Genomic DNA, 24,552 nt, shown 5'->3' on the forward strand with positions numbered 1-24,552 from the left:
TGATCAGATCGTAGGTTCTTGATTTAGTTCCATTGAATTACGCAACAAAGCCGCGTTTATGTGGTTAAACATCAGTCAATACAACGGAAAAGATATTCAAAATATGAAAGGAATAATATTTGATGACTTAAGCCAAGCTGATATTGATGAAGCTCAATTCAGATCAATAGAATGTGTCGAATCCCTGTATGAACACTGCAATTGGTAATTTTTGGTACGCAATCAGAACTATGCTGTAATGGTTTATACTCGCGGCTGTTTCCATAGCTCGAAAATAAAAACATTCCCTTCGTTAATATCCGAGGCTACGGTGATGAGAATGAGAATTTAAATTTTTACTTAGTTATAGCACGCACACTAGGAATGAGTGTTCGATAGGCAAAGTGTGAGCTTTTACTCTCAGTTACGTTTCCGTTGTATTTTTCTCACCCTATATTTTCACTAAATGTTTGAACTTCCCATATCATAACGCTCGACTCAACTGACGCCTAAAGAAAGGTCCTTCACCTACCGAGCGCACTATTTTTCTCAAGATCAACACACGCAATCTGTAACAGAGAAAAGTATCACCAACTTGCCCTACATAATCACCAAGCACACGACCAATGACTACTGCTGCAACACAAACTCGTGGGCCAATCGCAGCAAGAAGAGCAGCATCAAAAAACGTCTCATCATGGGATACAATTGCGGAACCGTTCCAAGTTCGAACCATATCCCTACTCACAAGAAGACTATCCCATTCTTTGGCTAATTTAACCTGCTGAAAGATATCAAGAGGTACTGGAATGACGGTAGTAAGTTCTTCGGCTGAACAGGCACCAACGATTGGCATGGTGTCTTTGCTCAACTTACCTGTCGTTACATCGGCTAAAAATAAACGTTGTTCCGGTAGCACAGAGCACAGCGCTCGCAACATTAATTGCTCATCCACTGACTGGCCAACCCAAACAACATAATCGCCATCGCATTCGAGGTTCTGATAGCTCTGCAATATGGGCAGTCCTATATGGCCGGCTAACCATGGCCATAAGTCTGGATCATTAATAAGATCACATACCCCCCTAAACCAATTACTACGTAGAGCATCTCCCTGCTGCGTACCATAATTATTTAACGGACCGTAAGTCAACGGGTCACTCAGCTCTACTACCCGCTTCTTTTCATCTGGCGCAAGAAGATAATTCAAAATGCCAGCAGCTGCGCCTCCTGTAACAAAGTGAGTCACCTTACGAAGGGTCATGACTAAACTCACTTATCATATCAGCACATCGTCTCTCTATTCTCATCATCGATCCTTGTCTGCTACCAACTGCTAATCACTTATCGAGCTCCATAACCTTAGAGTTCATAAGTTGGTTTACTCTATTGTTTCTATTCCCCGGTTAGACGAACAAATATACGTAGGAACGCAACATTTACCACGTTTTATCAAGGTCTTTTGCATAAAGCAGAATGGCTCGCTGGTAACTTTTGATTTTCTTACTCTCAGTGGTTGATAACAATAACTTAATTAGTAACGCCGTTGCTTCTTTGTGTCGTTCTAAGTTGTACAAACACATGGCATAGAACGGCTGTACTTCCAGTGAATCAGGGTATTCAGCAATGGTTCGCTCAAAATACTCTAACGCTTCAGTGTATTTACCCAAACTGCGATAAGTACTCGCCAACCCAAACAGAGCATCAAAACGTTCAGTTATGGAAAGATCCCCTTCCAATGCAAGATGATAATGTATAAGCGCTTGCTTCTCTTTGCCTTCATTATCATAAGACCAAGCCATGTATAAATTTGCTTTGGCTGCATATTGACTGTCATCCAATAGCGTACGCAGCAAAAGCCGAGACGCATGATAATTTCCGGCCTCTCTAAGATTGATGGCTTCGTGGATAATGGTTTTCATGTGCATCTCCTCTATAATTGACTAATAGAATGAAATTTATTTACACTCTGTGCTAACTCTCAAATCGTCCAACGATAAATTATCAATGATAAAATCTTAAACTAGATGAATAAATAGTAATAAAGGAATCCAATGTTTATAAGATTTATTGCCAGTATGGAGGAGGAAAAGCGACTCCAGCATACTCATGGTATCATTACCCAAGCACAAATGATGCTTGTCGACGGATTGATCCTTTACGAGTACCATCAGGTGCATATTAAAGAAATCTTCACTCAACTTAATGAATCACTACCATGTCCACCGTTCCACTCAAAGTCATGGCCAGACAATGCTATCTCTTGGTTTTTAGACTCAAGCGTCAAACATATATCACTCATGTATGAGCTAAAATATATATTAGAAGAATATGATTCAAAGGTGGCGACATTACATTATTCAGACGTCGGCACCATTTTATACAGAGATGACTTTCAAGTGGTGGCTAAGTCTAGCCTCTTATGAAAAACAAAATAATATATTGATAATAAAATGAACCTTCTAAAAATATATACCCTCGCCGGTTAAAATGAGAACTGCAACCCAAGCTCATAGCTCACTTCCGCCTCATCACGCTCTGCATATTCTAAATTTGCAACTAAGCCAAACACTGAGCCGAATTGAAAGACGTTATTCCACTTAAACTCATCTCTTGCTAGATCTAAGAAATCATGCTGATAGGAAACTCCCATCAACCAATGATTAGCTATTTGTTTTCTAACCATCGCTTGACAGTATGTTCCACGCTCGGAATATGGTGAACTGTAATCACTATCAGCACGATAGTTTACTGCTCCACAGGATAAAGAGCTGGCCATTGCCCCTCCCAAACGCCCAATGAGTCCTCCGCCAGCTTGCCAACTATCTACCTCCGAACTAAATCGAGTGAGAAAGTCTGCTTTTCCTTCAACGAATACGTAGTCAAAAACTTGAGCACTGGCATCTAAGTATACCCCTCCCATCGTCTTATTCTCTGTATTGTCATACTTATCGTTAAGGTAAGGTTTTAACGCTCCCGACTTAAAACTAGCTCCTTTATAACCAAATCCTATGTGAGAAAAATTATCAACAATCTCACTTGATGCAAAGCTTGAACACGAAACTAACAACATCAGAGGAACAACTTTAGTTATCATAATACGATATCCTGTGGCACTTTTTTGACATGAAAGTTTATTCTGTACATTGCATATTGACAGCAACATACGGAAACAAACTATAACAAATCAATATGTAACATCCGATAAATTTAAACGCAAACTATGCGTTGCGTTCACATTTCCATCGTTGTCTTAAAGCATGTTTAAATTCCAGTGCCAATCCTATCTAGGCTGTCATACCAATTCAAAACATGGCTAGTCAGCATTTCCCCTGTGAAAGCGTTACTCGTAGACAGCAGCCACTTCAACGTCCCATAGACGATATAGTCTGAATACATGGGCGCATCGCCCGATAAGTATCGTGTCTTAGCTAAATAAGATTCCAGTACTCTCATTTTTTTAAGTAAGTCGGCCTTTGCTAACTCTTGGCTGTTGCTTTGTACATTTTCTAAGCTGTCCTGAAAGTGTTTCTCTCTAGAGGAACGAAAGTAATCTTTATCGCGATCTTTAAGCTTGCAGTAAATGTCGAAGATGGCAATTTTGGCGATGTCCGAATGTAATGATGCTGCCCACTCATGGAAAAAAAGTGCCATTAAACGCCCTTTTTCACCGCCAAATAATGAAGGTGATTCAGGGTAGTGGGCCTCAAGATAATCAGCGATGTTAAACGAATCAGAGAGCACCGTTTCACCATCTTTGATGGCGGGGAGTGTAGAAAACTGCGCCTTAAACTGAGCCTGAATGTCGACAAAAGAAAGCTCAGTGGTATCAAACGCTATATTTTTGTGTATCAAGCACATTTTCGTTCGCCAACAATAAGGACTGAATTTTAAGCCATCGCCCCCACACAGTTCGTAAAAAGTGATCATAGGTGTCTTACTCCGAGAGTTGCTAAATAGGTGTAATGGTTGTGCTGGGCACAGTATGTTCAATCTTGGTCGCGGTTCTCAGTCGAGATTAAGTGGGTTCTTTAACTGCTAGAATACCTGCGGCTCCCAGCAGTAAAGCACCACTTCCTCTTGTCACAGCGGTAAGAGATAGTCGGCTCGCATCAACAATCCGTCTGGCCGAAAACGCATAAAACATCACTAAACTGAAATCAAGCAACGCCATGGTTGGGCACATCACTAATAGTTGAGGGAATACGGGTAAGTCGGGGTTGATGAATTGCGGAAAAAAAGCCGAAAAGAATAGGATGGCTTTGGGATTGCCAGCCGCGACTAAAAAGCCAGAGTAAAACAACTTTTTGTTTGAGGCCTGTAAATCTGAGTTGTTGAGGTTTAAGTGCTCAACTTGTGCTGGTTTAGCGAGGAGCATTTTTAGTCCCATGTAAACCAACGTGATCACACCAAAAACTTTGATGACAGTAAATGCCACTACCGAATTGGCAAGGATGACACCTAAACCCAAGGCGACTAACACCATTTGAATAAAGTTAGCTGAGATGTCCCCAAGGGCGGTATATAGCACGCGTTTGTGCCCATAACTGAGAGCATGTGCAATACCTAAAAATATGCTAGGCCCTGGTGTCGCGGTAAGAATGAGCGATGCCGCGACAAAGCCGAGCCAAAGGTGAAAGTCCATTTTTTTTCCTTAATTATCCGTTAAACACTGCAAATCATATCGCTACAGATACACTACCATACCAGCGATTACTCCAACCACATATTGACCAGCGACATGACACCCATATTGTTGGTTTCGGTACCATACAAATTGTCTGCGCGAGTGACGGTAAAATGATTGCGCCACAGAGGACAATAATAATAGTTCTGGATAAGCCAATCCTCCGCTCGATACAGCTTGTGCAGAAGCTCCTCACTGTCGTTACTTTCCTGCATGAGCATATCAATAAAGGTTAATAGGCTTTGTTTTCCACGTTCAGACAAACATAGGCTAAACACATTGCCGCAAAGTAGCCATTCGTAATACTGGAACGTCAGGTCGTCGCCAAATACGTAACAGTCGTAGGAGACATCAACAGCCACATCTTGAGACTGTCCTTGAAGACATACCTTCCAAATAACCCCTTTTTGAGACAACGCATCAAGCAAAGGTTGCAACTCCCTCATATGACTGTCTATCACTTCAATTATCACCGGACGAGCTGGCAGTTTCATGTCGTGATTGAACAAGTGAAATCCCTTATCTTGATGGCAATCCATCACGCTGTTCGCTGCTCTTTTCTGGCTATCAAGTGTAAAGCGTCGACTATGATGAACAAGCCAAGCTCTTTCTTGAGCGGACAAGGCGTTTGCATGATGATGAAACTGCAAAACAGTACACCCACTGCGATCGACTTTTTGTGGCTGAGCGGGTTGAGATTCGCAATAGAGCAGTTCTGCCACGTGCATAGGCGTTTGAGGTTGGGCATCGCTACACCAAAACTCTACTCGTTCAATATGGCCACCAAAGCCAAAATAGTGGTTGTTGCGAACCAAACTCCAATACTGTTTTTCCAGACTTTCGACCCGATATGCTCCACACCCGATAGGTTTTGAAGCCTGATAATCAAAAATTGCACTGTGTGAGTCGGCTAACAAATGCAGGAAAACGGGGTCAAATTGACGCATAGAGAAAATGACCCACTGCTTATCTATGTCAATACCCTCTACATGACGAAATAGAATTTGATATGGATGCGGCGTCCTAAGGCGCATTTCTATATTTTTTTTGACAAGTTCCGGTGTCAGCACTTCTCCATTGTGCATCATTATATCATTGCGGATGCGGAGACGGATTTGCTTGTCACTGTAATGAAATTGGTGAGCGATATGAGGTACAATTTCGTTCTGAATAGGGTTATATCGAACTAAGGTATCGAAGACGCTTTCGATCAATAAAATAGAACGAGCGGACTGCGCCAAATGAGGGTGCCATTCAGGCAGCACGTAAGGAACTAAATACATTAAAGTATTCTGCTTTTTCAGTTCCTGTTGCGCATCCCCTAACCAGAGTGGTAAGTGATCTTGAAATAGGCGTACTTCGCCAAGTAGAGTGGCTAATCGAAATGCCTGATTCATTCTGCCAGACCGAGCCATCCGCTCTAACTGAGTCAGCAGTGAAGTCTCAAAACTTTTTAGTAGTGTCAGTTTCGAACGATGACCTCGCCCCTGACCCGAAGCCCAATGGATAAGCCCAAAGCTTTCAAAAGAAGCCATTAGCTTACTCACGTACCTCTCTGAGCAGGCCAGAATTTCAGCAAGGGAGACAATATCAACATCATAAGTTTCATTGCGAGAAAAATGTTTCTCGAGTTGCTTTAAACGCTGCAGATGACTCGTAGATAACAACTGAGAAGCTACCATGTCAACCTCAAAATCATGTTCATTAGATACAACGGATCCCTCTGAAATATGGCGACTTAACTTAAAGTTGTCCTCTTATAATGCCACGGGACGTGATTAATAAAGGTGGGTAATCTGACCGACTAGGAATCCCACCAAGAAAACTATCCCAGGCAAGATCGGACGGCTTTGGCTTTGGCTTTGTATTACCGTCATCGTTTGTTCTGGTTCCAGTAAGTAGTGTTTGGCGTTTAAAGTATAGAATGTGTAGTCTAATGGATTCATTGTTTTACTCACTAATAATGGCTCATGTGTTCATTATCAGCGAACAAACCCGAAATAATAACGCTCTCTTTACTATAAACAGTTCACCTTTTAATTAATGAAGTACAGCTCTATTTTTGCTAACTGCCACCAAACAAAATAATTCAACAAGCATGTCGAGGCAAGTTAATCCCAGTCACATGCAATATTAGCAATCGACGCTACATCTTCATCAAAGTAAACGTAGGTAGGCTTGCCAACATGGGGCTCAAAGGTTACGTAACCCGCTTTGTTCCTACCAAATCTCCTGACTCTGTTCATCGTGCGTAAGTATTGGGTACGTGAACGTACTACTCTAATGAACAGTATTCGAGCGTTACTGTCTAAATTCGGTCTCATTATTACGGGCGGACGATTTTCTTTAATGAAACCAGTTCCCCTCACGCTGGAAGATGCTGAAAACGAACTTCCACACTTAGATCGAACTGTTATTGCTGACGCGTACTATCACCTTGAACAACTTAACTAACGTATTGCGGATACCGAGCAAGTCTTCGATGCCTTTTCAAAGGTCAGTGATAATGTTCTACAGATCATGAAGCTCAGAGGAATTAGCCCACAAACGGCAACGGCTATTCTGGCCTCTATTGGCAACGGCTCTCAGTTTGTGAAAAACAGAGATTTTTCCGCTTGGCTAGGGTTAGTTTCGACGCAGTATTCAACCGGCGGCAAACCCAGATTGGGCAGGGTTACCAGACACGAAGACTAGTATCTACACACCTTACTCGGCTATAGTGCTAGAACGGTCATTGCTAATCTAGTTGATAAACAAGACAGGCTCAGTCAGTGGTGTCGAGGTGTGTTGGAACGACGAGGAATGAACCGAGTTATTGTCGCTCTTGCAGCAAAGAATGCTCGAACTATCTGGTCGCTATTACACACCCAAACGGAGCAAAATTTAAGTTATATGGATTACAATTTCTAGGCGAGAAAGTCTGCGTTTGAATGCGCCACAGACAACGAGTTAACTTGTTTTTGGACAAAACCTTGCCAGTACTTTTGCTAAATTAGAAAACCATCAATAACTAGGGGTATGTCAAATCTACTTGTGAAGAGCTAGTGCGATGAGTAGCATCGCACTAGCAAAAGTATTGGTTTAGGTGCGTATTAAGTGCCGTTATGTAAAATATGACGTTCCACACTCTAAATGTGAATGACTTAATGGTGGGTACTCTCTCAATAGCTTTGATCTTACTTCTTGAAAGTGACTCTGATTAGCCGACAACCAACTGCTCACATATTCATTAAATCTTATGTGCCTTTCTGGATTGGCGTTAACAGAACGTTGAAAGTGGCAACTAATAACAATCATTGCCCCTTCATATCTTTCTTCAGATGAGTGATTTGAGTTGTTGTATTTACTCCAGCCATTTCTTTTTTCATTTTCTAATCTTTCATATTCGCTCATATAAAGTTTATTATCAATGAGAACCATCACAATTCAATGTTTGATATGCACGCTTAAAACCATCTAATGAATACCATACATTTAGATAATCAGATGATTTACCAATATAAGTTTTCACCTCAAACCCCATAGCATCTTCACCATTTAACTTGTTGAGATCAGAGTTGGTAAAAACGTATATATGACGATACCTCTCACTTCCTGATACCACATCAAAATATGAAAATTTTGGTTTCGCCAGTTTATTACCAAAAAAATCATTTACATGATAAGACGTAACTTTGGTTTCATACCTACCTGGTTCATAAGCTAAATATGGCTCAATCGTTAACTGAGTAGCTTTCGCAGAACCAGCATTACACTCCATAACAACTTTGATATTTTTATATAGAGAGTAAGACTCAGCATTTTTTACATTACCAGAGCCTTCCCAGTTATTAACTTTCCAATCCGCATGAGCTAATGATGATAGAGTTACAAATAACAAAAAAATTAATATTTTCATGGAGATATGCCTTAATTTTGAAATCCAATTATCTCAAACCAAAAAGCCAAGATCAAATTTGACGCTAATCTTGGTCTCAGACCAAAAATGTCACTATCTGCATCAAAAGTCTGTTCTGTCCTGTCCTGTAGTCATTATTCCTATTATGGTAAATGCGCGAGTTTGCTATCAGAAACAGCCCTCAAACGCTCTTAGCGAAGTTTTTAGACACTTGATCAAGGCGATATTACTTCCATAACGCCTTGTAAGTTTGTGACGCTTTCAAAGCGATTGACTGGGCAAAAATTAGCAAATTCATTTGAGCTAAGAACTGCACTCTGCCCCCCATTTTTTTGTTCTTTGTGAGCTTTGGGTGTCAGATTAGTTCTATTTGGTCAAAATCCACTCGCATTTGAATGTAGACTTTTTGGCGAAACCAATTTTTGGGGCAGAAACTTTTTTGAGTAGTCGCACTAAAGGGCTCTTATCCCGAAGCAACTTAGATAACTTTATTCTAGCCCAATGAAACAAGACGCCTCCGACTCAAACCCCTTCTCTAAAAGGGCATAAAGCCAGCAGCATTCGCTGCTGGCTCATGTCATTGCTACTATCTGCTCTCAATCCATTCATCCAACTCATGCTCAACCCATGCTGAGGCTCGCTCTCCAAGCGAGACATTGCGTGGGAACTCCCCGTTAGCCATCATTTTGTAGATGGTCGACTTACTTAACTGCACTCTTTCTATCACTTCTTTTAAACGAACTAATCTCATGAAATTCTTCCTCTATGGTTATCACTCATGAGATAGAGTTGAAGTGTAAAAATTTCCCTAACCTAATATCAGCCTGTAGATATAGGACATCCCGTTATTGGTTTACCTTCCAGCCCGTAACATCAATCATACTTGTGCTGGTGGCCTCGCGGATTATGGTTGTCTTTTCTTTGACCTTTTTTCTCTCGGCTTTCTCGGCTGCCTTCCTTTCTTTTTAGATTTACTGACAAATGAACCTATCGTGCTTTGAACGTCAATATCATGATTTGTGCTGAGTTTGGCTTGTCTGCTTAGTACGAAGAACAAGCAGCGGTGTTGGTGGTCAAAATCCTCATGGTCTTTATTGAGTTCAATCAGGGGTTGAGTAAGAAAGGAGCAAAGTTCACTGATGTCGTATTGGCTTGTCTGTGTGGTCGTTGCCCACGTTCGCGTAATGTCTTTCGTCAGTTTTTTTCTGATTTGGTATTCATTTGCCATCGGTTGGTAGGAAGCTGCATCTAAAAACATCGTGAAGCGGTAGCTGATTGCGCCAGTGTCAGATATTTCCTTTTTCCATATCACGCTAATCTTATCCTTCTGTCTGTAATGGCAGAATCGATAAAACCACTGATTAAATAACGTCTTGGCTTGATGGTTGTACTTTCTGGGTATGCCTAGCCGAAACCGAAATACATAACTGTGACCAAAACGACTTAAGACACTTCGATAAGCAAAATAGAGTTTTTCTATCAGTGGCAGCGAAAGCCCCCCATCCACCGTATCGATTTGGTACTCACGGAAACATTCATTCTCAATCGTATTATCGACCATAACGTTTCTCCTGCTTTGCTTTCAACTCAGCCTGCTTGATTAACTTCTCATCTCGCTCTTGTATCTTTTCTAGTATCCAATTTTGGATATCTTGATATCGCCAACCAATGGCTCTTGCGCCTAGGGACACGGATTGAGGAAAAGTATTTTCCTCCATAAAGCTGTATATCGACGCTCTGGAAAGACCGCTGATATGAATCACTTCTTTAAGTCTTATCAAGCGATTCGGGTGTTCAGTGTTTGAATGGTTTGGGTTCATGGTTATTGCCTTTGTTGGTATCACTCAAACAAAGACGCAGGTCTGTATTTTTTATCTCAACAAGTCTCAGTCGGTCTCATAGTGGATTTGGATTCGATTGAAGAATTATTCACATCTATATCATTCCCTTGAGCACTGCATTTATTGATACAAGGAGAAGATATGGAAACGCTATATACTTTCAGCGCTCCCGTTACGGAGCACCAGATATTAGAGAAAGCCGTCGAGATCTTAGAGAGTCGATTGGTCAGCGGGGATGCCTTTACACGTCCGAATGACACGAAAGCCTTTCTACGCTGCAAGCTAGGAGAATATGAGAGAGAAGTCTTTGGGGTAATGTTACTCAACAACCAACATCAGTTGATTGAATTCAATGAGTTGTTCTTTGGCACGGTGGACAGTGCTTCAGTGTATCCACGAGAAGTGGTGAAGCTGGTACTTGAGAGAAACGCCTCAGCAGTGATTTTTGCTCATAACCATCCATCGGGTGACTCCAACCCATCACAAGCTGATAGACGCATTACAGAGCGTTTAAAGGATGCTTTAGCACTGGTTGATGTGCGAGTACTCGACCACATTGTGGTGGGCAGTGATTGTGTCTCTTTTGCTGAGAGAGGTTGGCTATGAATCGTAGTATCAAACGTAATTTCAAACTCGACTTGTTCCACCAGCTTGTCGAGCTATTGATTGAGCAATATGACATCCCCACCGAAACAAAACGAGTGGCGCTTAATCTCAAGGTCGCAAGCTTCTATCGCAACCGAAGCGGGATACAACCGATTGAGGTACAGCTTGAACGAGCTAACACTAATGAGCCTTGGGAAGTGCGATTCATCGCTTCTTTTGATTACCCGACACCAGAAGCTGAGAGTGTTGATGTGGCTTTGTATTTCAACTTCAAGCATCAATGGTTCTACCAACCTGACATCCAACGATGTGAGCTCAATCGGCCTGAGGTGCAGTCGCTCTTCATTAGCTGGCTTAAGGCGTTCACCAATCACCTAAAGGCATCACAGTTCGATACACAGACGTTAACGGTCGTCAGTCAATTCTAGTCGTTGTCACTTCAAGCATCCCCCACCACATTCGATTCAAATCAAACTCAGGTACATATCATTGACCTGACCAAAACGATTGAAAGGAAAACCTATGAAATCTCAAACATTAACAATCACAGCGCCATACTCACCAGTCTCTCAGAAGCTTAAGAGTTTGTTGAAAAGCAAGATGGAGACATTCTGGAAACAGAACCCAACCAAGAAGGACGGTGAAAGCCTCACCATTAACTTTCGAGATACCACTTACAGTGCTGAAGCGGGAGGGTATCATCCTGTCGAAATCATGTTACTGAAAGAAGATGAGAGTCAGTATCAAATCCAATATCTCACTGACTTCGCTTACCAAGGCAACATCTACCCAGAACTTGAGCGTAATGTCGATTTTGATGTCGCTAACGGACAAGCGCTCATTGCCCCTATGGGATGGCAAAGCTGTCACAACCAAGCCATTGTGGAGTTCTACTCTCTCTGGGAAGGTAACTTTCTCGCTTACTTACAAATGGGAGCCTATGACGAGATTAAAATATCGATGAGCTAAAGACGCTATCGGCCAGATAGTGACGTACCCATCGCTAGGATGATTGCCATTCTATCAATCAGCCACCAGCAGTGACCTAACAATGACAACAAGGGATAAAGCCAGTACCACAGAGCAATTATCATTGGTGTTTGAGTTGTATCGACGCATACCACAAGGTCGAAAGGTGACGGCTAAGCAGCTTCAGGCTGAGTTAGCCGATGCAGGAATGTACCGAGGCATCAGAAGCGTACAGCGTAATCTTGATGTCATTGTCGATTATTTTGATGTCGACAAAGACACTCGAAGTAAACCTTTCGGTTACAGTCGCGGAATGTACAGCCAACCAACCTTAAGCGCTAGGGATCTTGTCTTACTACAGCTTGCTAAAGCAACCCTTAGTCAGCAACTTCCATCATCCTTAGAGTACGCCATTGATTTTACATTCAGCCTGTTACGAGCTCAGCCACGCTCCTACACAGGAATGAAACCACCACAAGGAGACACAAGCAAAGCACATGCTGCGATAGATGAACTAAACGCACCCGACCTGCTAGGGGAGTTTTTCGAACCCATTTCAGTGGCACTGGTTCATCAAAAGCAAATCACGCTTACCCTTAAATCCGGTGAGCAGATAGAGCAAGTTTCACCTGTTGGTATTACGACCACCACAAGTGAGCTTTATCTCGTCTACCAAAACACATTCAACGATTACGACGACCTTCCTTTAACCTGTATTGCTAAGCTGAAAGTACTGACCTTCTACTTTGATTACCCGTCAGATTTTCACTTACAACAATATCAACTCAAGTCAGAGCCTCAGCGTTCGGCTCTACAAACAACCAATATCACTCAGTTGATTGCATCGGACAGATAGTGACGCAAGCAGTGATACCTTACTTCTGTTTCACAAATTCAATGGAACCTACAGGGCACTTACTCCCTTTCATGTTCCATTGAGCCATAGCGCAATCAAAGTAAAGTATGGGGCACTAATCTTACATCAACTCCATTAGGTTAGTGTGCAAGGCAGAACTGTGCTTTATGAGTGGCTGCGCCATCAACCGTCTTTAGCTAAGACGAGCAGTGTTAAGGGGGACGGCCGCCCCCTTAGTATGGCCTAGTCGAAACAACCTCATCTGAGACGCATATTATTAAAGAAAACCCTGTTTTTCGACCATTTGCGTTTACCCCACCAGTCGTCACTTCGTTGAGTTTTACCTAATTAATACACACATCTCAATTGGAGAATCATCATGAAATCAATCATTACTAAAGTTATCACACTAGCCGCTTTAACCCTTTCAATGAACGTAAGTGCTGCCAGTGCTATTGATGCACTCAGTGTCGAATCGATTAAAGCCACCCTGACACCTGAGCAGATCCAACAATCTCTCAATCACTGGAAACAGAATGAACTGAAGCAGCTCGAATCACGCGCACAGGCCATCTCAGATAGAGCACCTATTGAAGCAAGACGAGAGCTAGTGGAATCTCAAATCGAACAAGAATACAAACAGACAGCGAAAGCCTTAGGCTTGTAGTCTGTTGATTATCAGAAAGGAGCATGACGCTCCTTTTTTTGTCTTAGTATCGTAAGTAGGGACTAACTCTTCTCTCTGGGGGAACGTAGTGAGGACTTTTCTTCATTTCAGCTTGCTCTCGTTTGAAGTTGCTCTGACTAACTTTTTTCATTAAGAACTCATCCACCAACGACTCCTCCCATCCGACAGCACGAGAAGATAGTTGGATACTCGCAGGAAACTCACCAGCAGCAATTAAACGATATAACGTTGCCTTGCTCAACCCTGTTTTATCAAGTACTTCACGCATTCGAATCAATCTCATCATGACCTCTGTATCTTGTTGTTGTAAAAGTAATGACTTCCTTGGATGCCAAGATATCTAGCCCCATAGGGAATCAAGTAGTCTCATACAATAAGGAACAACCACTGAGTTTATTTCAGATTAGAAGCTATACCACCACAGCCTACACTTGGGTGTTGCCTGCCTATTGAGCCCAACACATTGCTTTTACTTGAATCACTGTAATCAGCGTACACAGTAACGAACCTATCCACAGAGTGAGAGTGTATCCATTGAGTAAAGATGATGAATGAAGCTAAGTTACATCGTCCTGTCTAGACAGAATAGTATTGAATTGATTGTTACTGACATTGGTTAGTATCAGAGTCTTGAGGACTCTTCTTGGGTGAGTAGTTCTTTAGAAAAAGAAGAAAAGAAAAAGATTTATAATGTTGTCGCATTACATGCTCCTCTAAGCATTATAAATCCTACCCAGTCTTCTCTACTCACTTAATCCAGCAGACACAACTGAATCTCTTCAGTCATGCCTGCTAGGTAAGAGCATCATGCCGATGCAGACACTCTCTATACAATAGGGGGGAGATGAGTATTTTTTTATTTAGTCCAGTGTTCGAGTAAGCAAACGCCACCTAGCAGGACAGAAGAAAGATGAAATATCATATTTCATCGACTCTAGAACTTTGCATACCCATGCAACCTTTAGGTAAGCACCCACCGTATTAAACGTAAGTCAGAAATCAGGTGGTTACTTTTATCCTTAGTGGTTACGACTCATCAGCTACAAACACAACTAGAGTCGGTAATCTTCAATCTCAAAAACTAACTAAATACCAAACCACAAATCACACCATGACGAACTCATGGCCAAACTGCATAAAATCACAGGCTAAACCCCAAGCTAATTAAGGCATAACAAAGCAAACACACTCCTTTATCAGAACAATAAACCCACTTAAAAACCACTAAAAAACCACTTTACTCACACTTAAAATTAAACTATTAATACTACATAGTCATACTAAAGTTGAGGCTCTATGAAACTCTCAAAAATTCCTGTTCAATACATAAAAACTACTGACATTAGAGAACTACGATATTTTTGGTGGCGTCTAACTGATGAAGGGAGAGATCCAAACGCACCTCCTGAACCAACTCACCCATCAGAATACAGAAAGCTATTGAATGAATATTTATCCAAGCAAAATGAGTCAGATGATGGTAAGGCAAAGAAAATCGTAAAAGAGTTAACTGATGATTTTGAAGCTTACCATTTAACAAATGAGCAGCTAGATTGGATTGATCCTAAAGATATTAGACTCTGCTACTGGGTATGGAGTTACTTGAGACATTCAGTTGAAAAGCTCGATGAAAATAGATCTCCTATTGAACAAAAGCTTCCCTACGCAATCCCCGGAGAGTGGCTTAATAGTGATGAGCAAATGATCTATGACACATTGGGTTTGAACTTCAATCCCAAAAACCATAAAAGTAGACATGAGAACGTCATTTGTTTTTTTGACTATTGGAATGCCAGTAATCACAAAAAAGTTGCGTTCATTGAAGAGCTTAAAAGGCTTTGGGAAAGTACGGTTCTGCCCGATGATTTGTCGTGGATAAACAAAGAAGACAAAGAAATAACTGACTGGTTTATCCGTTACATAAAAGACTCAGAGCTACCAACTCAATGGATACCAGAATTAAATTCGAGTGACGAACCCTATCATCGCTGTATCGCTATCATCGACTTCTACTGGTGCTTTGAAGATCCTCGTGCAAAAAAATACTTCATTGGTAAGCTGAAGAAAGCTTGGTATCAACAGAAACATCGCGCGAAAATGCAAAATGAAGCTCAGAAAGCATATAACTTTGTTATGGGTACAGAAATCGATGGTTTTCTCACAGCCCTAGCTCGTAAGGCAAAGATACCGAAAAATAGATTCTTAGAGCAGTTGATCACTAAAGAATACGAGAAAAAATTTACCGATTGAGTATGTTCAGATCGGGGAAGAAAGGTATTCAAATGAAAGGTTGGTGATACGCCAAGTCTTAGAAATACTAACAATCCAACCTTCAAACGGACTTGGGGTGCTCTTAACCTTACAGTTTTCTATCTCAAGCTCAGCCCAACAAAGAAGCAACTCTAAGCTGGGCAATGACAGCTAACAATTTCTTGATAACTCGTCTAAGTAATCTGCCCACTCTTGCATTAGCTTTGTTCTTTCGGCTAAGTAAAGTGAACGATTGTAAGCTCTTGAAGTTGCGGAGCCTGTCAAGTGAGCTAGTTGAACCTCGATAACCTCTGAATTCCAACCTTTTTCATGTAAGATTGTGGAGGCACTACTCCTAAAGCCATGTGCTGACATTACATCTGCGGCATAGCCCAAGTCCCGCAAGCGATTGGTCAGGATATTCTTACTCATAGGCTTACTGCTATCTCTTTGATTTGGAAATACAAGCTCAGAGTAACCAGTGTACAACTTTACATCTTGTAATTGTTGGACAACTTGTTTTGACATCGGCACCAAGTGATCTCGACTGCGCTTCATCTCTTCCGCTGGAATCCTAATCAAGCACGCCTCAAAATCAATATACTCCCACTTCAAGTTTCTTATTTCCGTTGGCCTTAAAAAGACTCTAGGGATCAACTTGAGCGCCTCAACGCTGCAATAGTTACCAGTTGGTGTGGTATCAATATCCTTAATCAATTGACCAAGTTCACTAGGATTAATAATTGCTGCTCGATGTTGAACTTTGGGCAGGGGTTTTAATATATCACCAAGCGGTAAGCCCTGAGCGGGATTGCTTCGTGTTAGACGATGAGCTAATGCATAGCCAAACACCCTATTGATGACAGCAAGTATGTTAGGAGCTTTCTTAGGCGCACCAGCAGCCTCAATAGCTAACATGAGATCCGTGATGTGCCCAGCATCAATCTCATCAATATGAAGGTTACAGATACTTTTAGAGTCAACCATTAACCAACGCCTAACCCGCGCGGCATGATCCGTTGACCAAGAATCTTTTTGCTGCTCCCACCACTTTATAGCCACTGCTGAGAAAAGCTTATTTTGGTCAACACTCTTACTACGCTTCCTCTCCCTTCTCTCATCCATGGGATTAATACCGTTCACTAACGATGCTCTTGCTTCCGCTGCTAATTTCCGGGCTTCTTTGAGGGGGACGGAGGGGTACTTTCCTAGCGCCATCTCTTGGTACTTCGATGAGTACCTAAAACGAAAGCGCCAGAGTTTTGAACCGTTCTTTTTTATAAATAAAAACAATCCATTACCATCAGATCTCTTTACCTGAGACTGACCTTCAGGACACGATAAGCTATCTATTTCCTTTACTGTTAGTGGCATTCACAGCTCCCATGAGGGGTATTAAATGAGGGGTATTACCAAAATATACCACCAAATTTGAGAGTTAGGAAACATACGATACCCCGCATTACCCTCACGATTTTCATAGAACCAGCTATACACCCTTGGACTTTACTAGACGATAAATATTAAAAAAGCCCGTAAACAATGGGCTTACGAGCTCTTAATGGACTTTACTGGATTAAGTCAGGTCGTTTACATCATGCCGCCCATACCGCCCATGCCACCCATATCAGGCATTGCAGGGCCAGAATCTTGTGGCTTGTCAGTGATCATCGCTTCTGTTGTGATCATAAGACCAGCAACGGATGCTGCGAACTGAAGTGCAGAACGAGTTACCTTAGTTGGATCTAGGATCCCCATTGCAATCATGTCGCCGTATTCGCCAGTAGCCGCGTTGTAACCGTAGTTACCTTCGCCAGCACGAACGTTGTTAGCAACAACAGACTCTTCATCACCAGCGTTCTTAGTGATTTGACGAATAGGCGCTTCCATTGCACGTAGTGCAACACGGATACCTACGTTTTGCTCTTCGTTGTCGCCTTCAAGGCCAGCAACTTTAGATGCAGCGCGGATAAGTGCAACACCACCACCAGCAACCACACCTTCTTCAACAGCAGCGCGAGTCGCGTGAAGTGCATCTTCAACGCGGTCTTTCTTCTCTTTCATCTCAACTTCAGTCGCAGCGCCAACTTTGATTACTGCAACACCGCCAGCTAGCTTAGCTACGCGCTCTTGAAGCTTCTCTTTGTCGTAGTCAGACGTTGCATCTTCGATTTGTTGACGAATTTGAGAAACGCGACCTTTGATCATATCTTCATTACCCGCACCATCGATGATGGTTGAGTTTTCTTTAGTGATCGTAATGCGCTTAGCTTGACCTAGGTCTTCTAACGTTACTTTTTCAAGGTCTAGGCCGATCTCTTCAGAGATTACCGTGCCGCCCGTTAGGATTGCGATGTCTTGCAGCATAGATTTACGACGGTCGCCGAAACCAGGAGCTTTAACCGCAGCCACTTTAACGATGCCACGCATGTTGTTCACAACAAGAGTCGCTAGCGCTTCGCCTTCTACATCTTCAGCGATGATAAGAAGTGGACGAGATGCCTTAGCAACTGCTTCTAGAGTCGGAAGAAGTTCACGGATGTTCGACACTTTCTTGTCGATTAGAAGAATGAATGGGCTTTCAAGATCAACAGAACCGGCTTCTTGGTTGTTGATGAAGTAAGGAGATAGGTAACCGCGGTCGAACTGCATACCTTCAACTACGTCTAGCTCGTCTTGCAGAGCCTGACCTTCTTCAACCGTGATAACGCCATCACGACCTACTTTTTCCATCGCTTCAGCAATGATGTTACCCACTGTCGAATCAGAGTTCGCAGAGATAGTACCTACTTGCGCGATAGCTTTCGTGTCTGAACAAGGAACAGAAAGGTTCTTCAGCTCTTCAACAGCTGCGATAACCGCTTTGTCGATGCCGCGCTTAAGATCCATTGGGTTCATGCCAGCAGCAACCGCTTTTAGGCCTTCAGCGATAATAGACTGAGCCAATACTGTAGCTGTAGTTGTTCCGTCGCCCGCCGCGTCATTCGCTTGCGAAGCCACTTCTTTAACCATTTGTGCGCCCATGTTTTGGAACTTGTCTTCAAGTTCGATTTCACGTGCAACTGAAACACCATCTTTAGTGATAGTCGGTGCGCCAAATGATTTGTCTAGAACAACGTTACGGCCTTTAGGACCTAGCGTTACTTTTACTGCGTCAGCCAGAACGTTTACACCTTCTAGCATTTTAATACGTGCGTCGTTACCAAATTTAACGTCTTTAGCAGCCATCTTAATTTCCTTTAAAATTCTTTATTCAGTCAGTTCAGTTTTATGGGTCGGATTACTCAACGATCGCCATGATGTCATTTTCAGACATGATCAGAACTTCTTTGCCGTCGATCTTTTCAGTTTTAGTGCCGTAGCCTTCAGAGAAGATAACGGTATCGCCAACTTTAACGTCCAATGGTTGTACTGAACCATTTTCTAGAATGCGGCCTTTGCCAACAGCTAGAATTGTACCGCGCGTTGATTTTTCAGCGGCAGAACCAGTTAGAACGATGCCACCAGCAGATTTAGATTCAACTTCTTGGCGCTCAACGATAACTCGGTCGTGTAGAGGACGGATATTCATCGGTCGTATCTCCTGATAATTTCCATTTAATATGATAATTGCCACGATTGGCATGGGGTTAAAGAGTATGTTGGGGCGATGTGGAAGAACCCAAGGGGGGAGATGGACTTTTTGTGAGGAAACTCAAACAACAATAAACGTAGAAAGAAAAATGGCTAGTGATAACACTAGCCATTTGAAACTTAATCTTCTTTTCCAAACGCAAAGCGTATTAGAACAATCGCAACCCCAAGCATACCGCCTAACAATGTACCAAGAACAACGATCAAAGCGCGTTTAGGTTTATCACGAGTGGTTGGCGGTTCAACATTACTTAGGTAACGAAATGCGTGAAAATCAACAGTTCGATCGATTTGAATGCCGTCAAACACGGCTAGCTGAGCTGTTATTTGTTGGAGGCGAGGCTCTAAAGCCGTTAGACTTTTTACAGACTCCAAAATCTTGATTTTTTCTTGCAAAGCTTTTGAGCCAAGTTCAATTGCATAAAAATCTCTTGCGTTACCACTGAAAAGAGGGGTATCTACACCTGCTGCTTTGGCAATTTTCAAGGCAGACTGCGCTTGCTCAATTTCAGCAAGCAACTTGTTTCTAGCATTATTTTCAAGAACCATTTTTTGCTGGATAAGCTCGTTACGCTCACCAAAAATGAGTGCTTCAAGATGATCAAATACATCTTCACGAACTTGAAGCTCAGTGAAAGTAATATAAGAGCTTAATAAATCAAAGCTGCTTTCTTTTGTTGTGGATTGAAAACTCAGAACATATGGTGCATTTTTGTCCTTCTTATCTGCCCGTGACGCAGAGACCCTTTCTAACCACGCGATGTACAGCTTGCGGCTGGCATCTTCAGTTATCTCAGAAGCATTCAAAAAATGATTCTCTTTAATATCTTGAAATTCAGTATTTTGCTCTAAGAAAGCTTGTTTATTATTGCTTGAATTAAATAAGTCAACAAACCGTTGAAATATGACCTGAGAATTAACTAAATAATCTAGCTCTGCACTACCAGAGGTTGAACCATTTTCTTGATAAATAGAGAAAGCAGGTTGAAATTGTTTCACCTGCTGCTGATACAGCATTCTATCTTGAAGTTCAGATTTTGTGACTTTAGCCTCAGAAGTCCACCACTCTTGAGCTAGTAAAGCAAAACCAATAGCACTGGCCGTAAATAAAGCCATAACCAAAATAATTAAGAGCTTACCATCCCACAAAGCTTTAAAAAGCTCTCTAAGATCGGTCTCATCATTTGGAGTATACATCGGTGGATTTTGTTGGGAATAAGGCTGTGGTTGGGTGTGCTGCTTCACTGTAAATCTCTCAAACATCTAAATTGATAACGGCAGAATCCTATCACACCGCATAACGTTAGTATTGTGTGATTTGTAAACTTTATGAAAGCGCTCTTCAGACTATTCACAATTCACTGTATTCTGCCCACATTCTAGTTCAATCGGCGCTTTACATGCAAGATAAGTACGGGCTATTAACCGCCCCAATTGAGAGTACATTGCGAACCATGACCATACCGACCATATTCGGTATGGTGGCGATTTTGATGTTTAACCTTGTCGATACTTTCTTTATCTCATTATTGGGTACCCAAGCTCTTGCTGCGGTGAGCTTCACCTTCCCTATAACCTTTGCGATTAACTGCATCACCATGGGAATAGGTATCGGACTTTCTACGTGTATCGGTCGCTTGCTTGGTCAAGGTTGCGCACAAAATGCAGCTCGCTTTACTTGTCACGGTTTATTACTTGCGGTGCTTCTTGTTGGCTTTGCATCAACACTAGGGCTTTTCACGCTAGAGCCCATGTTTACTCTATTAGGTGCTGAATCTGAGTTACTGCCACTGATATCCGAATATATGTCGGTCTGGTACTTAGCGATACCTCTGCTTGTGATTCCGATGGCAGGCAACAGCGCAATACGAGCCAGTGGCGACACCAAAACACCCGCTAAGATAATGATGCTGGCCGGCCTTATTAACGGCATTCTCGACCCGCTGCTGATCTTCGGTTACGGGCCTTTCCCTGAGCTAGGGATTCAAGGCGCAGCGATTGCTAGTGGATTCAGTTGGTTTGGTGCGTTGTGTGGCTCTCTGTATGTATTAACCATGCGTGAAAAGCTACTTGCTCCGCCCAAACTAAAAAACATCATCGACGACTGGAAACAGATCTTAACCATCGGCACACCCGCTGCCCTTGCCAATGCCCTGAACCCACTTGCTGGCGCCATTATCATGATGATGTTAGCCAAACAAGGGACTGAAGCCGTGGCAGCTTATGGTGCTGCCCAGCGTATTGAATCGATTTTGATCATCGTGTTGATGTCTTTAACTTCTGCCCTTACGCCTTTCATGGCGCAAAACTTTGGCGCTGATAATCCACAGCGCAGTTTCAAGGCTCTGTTCTTAAGCATGCGCTTTGCTGTGATGTTCCAAGGTTTGATTTTCTTAATGATGGTGCCATTGAGCATCCCTTTAGCCGCCCTATTTTCTCAAGAAGAGTCAGTGCGAGGCATCTTGTGGCATTACCTGTTAGTTGTGCCGTTCAGCTATGGATTCCAAGGTATCGTGATGATGCTGATCAGTGCCATGAATGCCATGCATCAACCACTCAAAGCCTTTCAATGGAGCTTCATGCGCCTGTTTGTATTCACCTTGCCCTTTGCTTGGATAGGCAGCCAAATCAATGGTGTCGAAGGGTTGCTTATTGGTTTAGCCTTGGGGAACATTGTCGGCGGTGTATCAGGATATTGCTTTGCACTTCGTGTTAGAACTAAAACAGATGCGGGATGTGAAAAGATTTAAGAGCAGATGAGAGGTTCGAGTATCGAGATTCGAAGAACTTGAGAGTAGAAAGAGACTAGAAGAAGGAAGATGATCTGGAAGACACCACTTACAACGCACTAGTATCCCGTATCTGCCCCTTATCATTACGTCATTCCCTACAGTGAGGTACGAGCGTGATAGGGAATCTCTCTTTATGTTGAACTCCGGATATAACAAGCAATACTAAACATAAGATTCCAGATACAAAAAAACGGCTACACTCGCGTGCAACCGTTCTAGTATTCGATGAAAGTTAAAACTATTTATCTAAAACAGTAATTACTTAACGATCACATCACCTGACATTTCAGCTGGGATATCAATACCAGATAGAGAAAGCATCGTTGGTGCAAGGTCAGACAGTTTACCGCCTTCTTTGAACTCAACGTCTTTGCTACCTACATAGATAAGTGGAACTGGTAGGTTAGTGTGCGCAGTGTGGATACCGCCCGTTTCTGGGTTCACCATCATTTCCGCGTTACCGTGGTCAGCGGTGATCAGCAGTTGGCCATCCGCTTCTTTGATTGCTTCAACCACTTTGCCCAGACATTCATCTAGCGACTCTACCGCTTTAACCGCTGCATCGTAAACGCCTGTGTGGCCAACCATGTCACAGTTAGGGAAGTTACACACGATAGCGTCATATTTGCCGCCTTTGATTGCTGCAACAAGCTTTTCAGTCAGCTCTGGCGCACTCATTTCTGGCTGTAGGTCGTACGTTGCTACCTTTGGAGAAGCAACAAGCTGACGCTCTTCGCCTTCAAACTCGTCTTCTTTACCGCCGTTGAAGAAGAACGTCACGTGCGCGTATTTCTCTGTTTCAGAGATACGTAGCTGCGTTTTGCCTTCTTTCGATAGCCATTCGCCGTAGGTGTTCTCTAGAGAAGCCGGTGGGAATGCACATAGAAGAGGAATGTCTGCTGCGTATTGAGTTAGCATCACGAAATCGATCGCTGGGAATACGTTACGCTCAAAACCGTCGAAGCTAGGCACGAATGCACGTGTGATTTCACGAGCACGGTCTGCACGGTAGTTCATGAAGATAACCGCATCGCCATCAACGATAGCTGCAGACGCTTCGCCTTCCGCTTTGATTTCAGTCGCTTTAACGAACTCATCGTTTTCGTCACGAGCGTAAGCCGCTTCTAGGCCAGCTACTGCAGTGTCGAATGTGAACTCTGCTTTTGCTTGAGTCAGCAGGTCGTAAGATTCTTGAACGCGATCCCAGTTGTTATCACGGTCCATTGCGTAGTAACGACCAATAAGAGAAGCCACACGGCCTTTACCTAGCTTAGCAAATAACGTTTGGAAGCGTGCAAGTGTGTTTTCTGCGCTACGTGGCGGCGTATCACGACCGTCTAGAAATGCGTGTAGGTAGATTTTCTCTGCGCCACGCTCTGCTGCCATTTCAACAGCTGCGTAGATGTGGTCTTCATGAGAGTGAACGCCACCTGGAGACATAAGACCCATGATGTGAACAGCTTTGTCTGCTTTAACCGCTTTATCAACAGCGTTAACCAGCGCTTCAGTTTGACCGAACTCACCGTCTGCGATTGATTTAGTAATGCGCGTTAAATCTTGGTATACCACGCGACCCGCGCCGATGTTGGTATGACCCACTTCAGAGTTACCCATTTGACCATCCGGTAGGCCTACATCTAAGCCAGAAGCAGAGATTAGCGTGTTAGGTTGGTTAGCAATAAGACCGTCTAATACTGGTGTATTAGCGTTCGCGATAGCGTTGTCTTGGTTGTCTTCACGGTAACCGTAACCGTCAAGGATCACTAGAGCCATAGGCTTCTTAGCTGACATAGAACTGACCTCGTTAAATTTACATAAAGTGATATAAAAACAAATTAGCGTAATTTTACTACAGTTTATAGGCAAAACAGTAGTAGAAGATCAAGAAAGCTGTTTTTCTTTATAGGCCCAAGGAGGAGGCTTCCGCGCTATCCGTTATTCCATAATTGCAGCTGTTTCTCATACCCTATGTCTGTTTATCTTGACACCATACATATCGTCGAATAATTCACATATTCTGTTAGCTTTGCGTCCACGATCTTACCGCCTCTTCATCAACACAAAGGGCCAGAGAACCACGGTTCATGAATAATTCATTGTTTCGTTCCACTGAATTATGCAACAAAGCTAAGTCAGTGTCCGGAATTTGTTGACCACTACAATATCTATGTTTTATTCACTCGCATCTGCTTTTCTACTTCTTCACCACTCCACCCGTTAAATACAATCCAATCGCTGCTAACACCGGATAACCAAACGCTTCATTGGTCATTTCCCCCAAGTATTAAAACGCACCTAGGCTTTGTTGCGTAATTAAATTTAAAGATAGAACTACCCCGTTTCGCGTATTTCT

Annotated in this window: 24 protein-coding genes and 1 pseudogene; 9 read left to right on the top strand and 16 right to left on the bottom strand. The window is 42.7% G+C overall.

The window, feature by feature from the left end; translation table 11 throughout:
* Window positions 1-463 precede the first annotated feature (463 nt).
* Together ACED25_RS20620 and ACED25_RS20625 are read right to left on the bottom strand one after the other, a co-directional pair.
* Complete coding sequence (locus ACED25_RS20620) at window positions 464-1,243, bottom strand: DUF3658 domain-containing protein (protein WP_017098419.1); 780 nt, start codon at window positions 1,241-1,243, stop codon at window positions 464-466.
* A 175-nt stretch (window positions 1,244-1,418) separates the two neighbouring features.
* Window positions 1,419-1,901 (bottom strand): tetratricopeptide repeat protein, encoded by a 483-nt coding sequence (locus ACED25_RS20625; RefSeq protein ID WP_017099644.1) that lies wholly within the window; start codon window positions 1,899-1,901, stop codon window positions 1,419-1,421.
* 132 nt (window positions 1,902-2,033) lie between these two features.
* Between ACED25_RS20625 and ACED25_RS20630 the strand changes: the two genes are divergently transcribed.
* Window positions 2,034-2,405 (top strand): hypothetical protein, encoded by a 372-nt coding sequence (locus tag ACED25_RS20630; protein ID WP_017099645.1) that lies wholly within the window; start codon window positions 2,034-2,036, stop codon window positions 2,403-2,405.
* A 59-nt stretch (window positions 2,406-2,464) separates the two neighbouring features.
* Here the strand turns inward: ACED25_RS20630 and ACED25_RS20635 are convergent, their stop codons facing one another.
* The 4 genes from ACED25_RS20635 to ACED25_RS20650 all read right to left on the bottom strand — a co-directional run bounded on the left by ACED25_RS20635 (window position 2,465) and on the right by ACED25_RS20650 (window position 6,348).
* Complete coding sequence (locus ACED25_RS20635; RefSeq protein WP_017099646.1) at window positions 2,465-3,076, bottom strand: hypothetical protein; 612 nt, start codon at window positions 3,074-3,076, stop codon at window positions 2,465-2,467.
* A 167-nt stretch (window positions 3,077-3,243) separates the two neighbouring features.
* On the bottom strand, window positions 3,244-3,909 hold the full coding sequence (locus tag ACED25_RS20640; protein ID WP_017099647.1) for a glutathione S-transferase N-terminal domain-containing protein: 666 nt from the start codon (window positions 3,907-3,909) through the stop codon (window positions 3,244-3,246).
* Between the two features lie 88 nt (window positions 3,910-3,997).
* The gene (locus ACED25_RS20645; RefSeq protein WP_017099648.1) at window positions 3,998-4,624 is read right to left on the bottom strand and encodes a LysE family translocator; all 627 of its coding nucleotides are present in this window, start codon (window positions 4,622-4,624) and stop codon (window positions 3,998-4,000) included.
* A gap of 68 nt (window positions 4,625-4,692) precedes the next feature.
* A complete protein-coding gene (locus tag ACED25_RS20650; RefSeq protein ID WP_371695959.1) occupies window positions 4,693-6,348 on the bottom strand; it encodes an SgrR family transcriptional regulator in 1,656 nt (551 codons plus the stop codon).
* A gap of 525 nt (window positions 6,349-6,873) precedes the next feature.
* Between ACED25_RS20650 and ACED25_RS20655 the strand changes: the two are divergent.
* Window positions 6,874-7,576 (top strand): annotated as a pseudogene (locus tag ACED25_RS20655) (IS110 family transposase); the annotation flags it as partial.
* Between the two features lie 496 nt (window positions 7,577-8,072).
* Here ACED25_RS20655 and ACED25_RS20660 read toward each other — a convergent pair.
* The 4 genes from ACED25_RS20660 to ACED25_RS20675 all read right to left on the bottom strand — a co-directional run bounded on the left by ACED25_RS20660 (window position 8,073) and on the right by ACED25_RS20675 (window position 10,384).
* Window positions 8,073-8,564: a hypothetical protein gene (locus ACED25_RS20660; RefSeq protein ID WP_017099651.1), complete on the bottom strand. Its 492-nt coding sequence runs from the start codon at window positions 8,562-8,564 to the stop codon at window positions 8,073-8,075.
* A 586-nt stretch (window positions 8,565-9,150) separates the two neighbouring features.
* On the bottom strand, window positions 9,151-9,315 hold the full coding sequence (locus ACED25_RS20665) for an AlpA family transcriptional regulator (protein ID WP_102250018.1): 165 nt from the start codon (window positions 9,313-9,315) through the stop codon (window positions 9,151-9,153).
* A gap of 153 nt (window positions 9,316-9,468) precedes the next feature.
* Window positions 9,469-10,125: an inovirus-type Gp2 protein gene (locus ACED25_RS20670; RefSeq protein WP_102250019.1), complete on the bottom strand. Its 657-nt coding sequence runs from the start codon at window positions 10,123-10,125 to the stop codon at window positions 9,469-9,471.
* Entirely contained in the window at window positions 10,115-10,384 is a 270-nt protein-coding gene (locus tag ACED25_RS20675) for an AlpA family transcriptional regulator (protein WP_017081608.1), read from the bottom strand. Before ACED25_RS20675 ends, ACED25_RS20670 begins: the two co-directional genes overlap by 11 nt.
* 162 nt (window positions 10,385-10,546) lie before the next feature.
* Here ACED25_RS20675 and radC point away from each other — a divergent pair, with 162 nt between their 5' ends.
* From radC to ACED25_RS20700, 5 genes are all read left to right on the top strand, one after another.
* Window positions 10,547-11,011, top strand: a complete 465-nt coding sequence (radC, locus tag ACED25_RS20680) for a DNA repair protein RadC (protein ID WP_102250020.1) — start codon at window positions 10,547-10,549, stop codon at window positions 11,009-11,011.
* Window positions 11,008-11,439 carry a DUF2787 family protein gene (locus ACED25_RS20685; RefSeq protein ID WP_017100148.1) on the top strand — a complete coding sequence of 144 codons (432 nt, stop codon included), beginning with the start codon at window positions 11,008-11,010 and terminating at the stop codon, window positions 11,437-11,439. Before radC ends, ACED25_RS20685 begins: the two co-directional genes overlap by 4 nt.
* Window positions 11,440-11,533: 94 nt before the next feature.
* Window positions 11,534-11,980, top strand: coding sequence for a DUF2787 domain-containing protein (locus ACED25_RS20690; RefSeq protein WP_102250021.1), 447 nt, complete (start codon window positions 11,534-11,536; stop codon window positions 11,978-11,980).
* Between the two features lie 82 nt (window positions 11,981-12,062).
* Complete coding sequence (locus ACED25_RS20695) at window positions 12,063-12,836, top strand: hypothetical protein (RefSeq protein WP_241909274.1); 774 nt, start codon at window positions 12,063-12,065, stop codon at window positions 12,834-12,836.
* 379 nt (window positions 12,837-13,215) lie between these two features.
* Window positions 13,216-13,503, top strand: coding sequence for a hypothetical protein (locus tag ACED25_RS20700; RefSeq protein WP_102250023.1), 288 nt, complete (start codon window positions 13,216-13,218; stop codon window positions 13,501-13,503).
* A gap of 43 nt (window positions 13,504-13,546) precedes the next feature.
* Here the strand turns inward: ACED25_RS20700 and ACED25_RS20705 are convergent, their stop codons facing one another.
* The gene (locus ACED25_RS20705) at window positions 13,547-13,810 is read right to left on the bottom strand and encodes an AlpA family transcriptional regulator (RefSeq protein ID WP_102250024.1); all 264 of its coding nucleotides are present in this window, start codon (window positions 13,808-13,810) and stop codon (window positions 13,547-13,549) included.
* 1,010 nt (window positions 13,811-14,820) lie between these two features.
* On the opposite strand from ACED25_RS20705, the gene ACED25_RS20710 reads away from it, so the two are divergent.
* Window positions 14,821-15,774: a hypothetical protein gene (locus ACED25_RS20710; protein ID WP_371695960.1), complete on the top strand. Its 954-nt coding sequence runs from the start codon at window positions 14,821-14,823 to the stop codon at window positions 15,772-15,774.
* A 171-nt stretch (window positions 15,775-15,945) separates the two neighbouring features.
* Here ACED25_RS20710 and ACED25_RS20715 read toward each other — a convergent pair whose 3' ends face one another.
* The 4 genes from ACED25_RS20715 to ACED25_RS20730 form a co-directional block, all read right to left on the bottom strand.
* Window positions 15,946-17,148, bottom strand: coding sequence for a tyrosine-type recombinase/integrase (locus ACED25_RS20715; RefSeq protein ID WP_371695961.1), 1,203 nt, complete (start codon window positions 17,146-17,148; stop codon window positions 15,946-15,948).
* A 216-nt stretch (window positions 17,149-17,364) separates the two neighbouring features.
* Window positions 17,365-19,002, bottom strand: coding sequence for a chaperonin GroEL (gene groL, locus ACED25_RS20720; RefSeq protein ID WP_371695962.1), 1,638 nt, complete (start codon window positions 19,000-19,002; stop codon window positions 17,365-17,367).
* Window positions 19,003-19,054: 52 nt separating this feature from the next.
* Window positions 19,055-19,345: a co-chaperone GroES gene (locus ACED25_RS20725; RefSeq protein WP_004733324.1), complete on the bottom strand. Its 291-nt coding sequence runs from the start codon at window positions 19,343-19,345 to the stop codon at window positions 19,055-19,057.
* Window positions 19,346-19,527: 182 nt separating this feature from the next.
* Entirely contained in the window at window positions 19,528-20,652 is a 1,125-nt protein-coding gene (locus ACED25_RS20730) for an LPS O-antigen chain length determinant protein WzzB (RefSeq protein WP_371695963.1), read from the bottom strand.
* 155 nt (window positions 20,653-20,807) lie between these two features.
* On the opposite strand from ACED25_RS20730, the gene ACED25_RS20735 reads away from it, so the two are divergent.
* Entirely contained in the window at window positions 20,808-22,157 is a 1,350-nt protein-coding gene (locus tag ACED25_RS20735) for an MATE family efflux transporter (RefSeq protein WP_371695964.1), read from the top strand.
* A gap of 300 nt (window positions 22,158-22,457) precedes the next feature.
* Here ACED25_RS20735 and gpmM read toward each other — a convergent pair whose 3' ends face one another.
* Complete coding sequence (gene gpmM, locus ACED25_RS20740) at window positions 22,458-23,990, bottom strand: 2,3-bisphosphoglycerate-independent phosphoglycerate mutase (RefSeq protein ID WP_371695965.1); 1,533 nt, start codon at window positions 23,988-23,990, stop codon at window positions 22,458-22,460.
* Window positions 23,991-24,552 lie beyond the last annotated feature (562 nt).

This window comes from Vibrio sp. 1F263, assembly GCF_041439035.1.
Taxonomy (GTDB): Bacteria; Pseudomonadota; Gammaproteobacteria; order Enterobacterales; family Vibrionaceae; genus Vibrio; species Vibrio tasmaniensis_A.

Coding starts and splice junctions, on each gene's coding strand:
- ACED25_RS20620 (WP_017098419.1), bottom strand. CDS start 1,243: ATGACCCTTCGTAAGGTGACTCACTTTGTTACAGGAGGCGCAGCTGCT.
- ACED25_RS20625 (WP_017099644.1), bottom strand. CDS start 1,901: ATGAAAACCATTATCCACGAAGCCATCAATCTTAGAGAGGCCGGAAAT.
- ACED25_RS20630 (WP_017099645.1), top strand. CDS start 2,034: ATGTTTATAAGATTTATTGCCAGTATGGAGGAGGAAAAGCGACTCCAG.
- ACED25_RS20635 (WP_017099646.1), bottom strand. CDS start 3,076: ATGATAACTAAAGTTGTTCCTCTGATGTTGTTAGTTTCGTGTTCAAGC.
- ACED25_RS20640 (WP_017099647.1), bottom strand. CDS start 3,909: ATGATCACTTTTTACGAACTGTGTGGGGGCGATGGCTTAAAATTCAGT.
- ACED25_RS20645 (WP_017099648.1), bottom strand. CDS start 4,624: ATGGACTTTCACCTTTGGCTCGGCTTTGTCGCGGCATCGCTCATTCTT.
- ACED25_RS20650 (WP_371695959.1), bottom strand. CDS start 6,348: ATGGTAGCTTCTCAGTTGTTATCTACGAGTCATCTGCAGCGTTTAAAG.
- ACED25_RS20660 (WP_017099651.1), bottom strand. CDS start 8,564: ATGAAAATATTAATTTTTTTGTTATTTGTAACTCTATCATCATTAGCT.
- ACED25_RS20665 (WP_102250018.1), bottom strand. CDS start 9,315: ATGAGATTAGTTCGTTTAAAAGAAGTGATAGAAAGAGTGCAGTTAAGT.
- ACED25_RS20670 (WP_102250019.1), bottom strand. CDS start 10,125: ATGGTCGATAATACGATTGAGAATGAATGTTTCCGTGAGTACCAAATC.
- ACED25_RS20675 (WP_017081608.1), bottom strand. CDS start 10,384: ATGAACCCAAACCATTCAAACACTGAACACCCGAATCGCTTGATAAGA.
- radC (WP_102250020.1), top strand. CDS start 10,547: ATGGAAACGCTATATACTTTCAGCGCTCCCGTTACGGAGCACCAGATA.
- ACED25_RS20685 (WP_017100148.1), top strand. CDS start 11,008: ATGAATCGTAGTATCAAACGTAATTTCAAACTCGACTTGTTCCACCAG.
- ACED25_RS20690 (WP_102250021.1), top strand. CDS start 11,534: ATGAAATCTCAAACATTAACAATCACAGCGCCATACTCACCAGTCTCT.
- ACED25_RS20695 (WP_241909274.1), top strand. CDS start 12,063: ATGACAACAAGGGATAAAGCCAGTACCACAGAGCAATTATCATTGGTG.
- ACED25_RS20700 (WP_102250023.1), top strand. CDS start 13,216: ATGAAATCAATCATTACTAAAGTTATCACACTAGCCGCTTTAACCCTT.
- ACED25_RS20705 (WP_102250024.1), bottom strand. CDS start 13,810: ATGATGAGATTGATTCGAATGCGTGAAGTACTTGATAAAACAGGGTTG.
- ACED25_RS20710 (WP_371695960.1), top strand. CDS start 14,821: ATGAAACTCTCAAAAATTCCTGTTCAATACATAAAAACTACTGACATT.
- ACED25_RS20715 (WP_371695961.1), bottom strand. CDS start 17,148: ATGCCACTAACAGTAAAGGAAATAGATAGCTTATCGTGTCCTGAAGGT.
- groL (WP_371695962.1), bottom strand. CDS start 19,002: ATGGCTGCTAAAGACGTTAAATTTGGTAACGACGCACGTATTAAAATG.
- ACED25_RS20725 (WP_004733324.1), bottom strand. CDS start 19,345: ATGAATATCCGTCCTCTACACGACCGAGTTATCGTTGAGCGCCAAGAA.
- ACED25_RS20735 (WP_371695964.1), top strand. CDS start 20,808: ATGCAAGATAAGTACGGGCTATTAACCGCCCCAATTGAGAGTACATTG.
- gpmM (WP_371695965.1), bottom strand. CDS start 23,990: ATGTCAGCTAAGAAGCCTATGGCTCTAGTGATCCTTGACGGTTACGGT.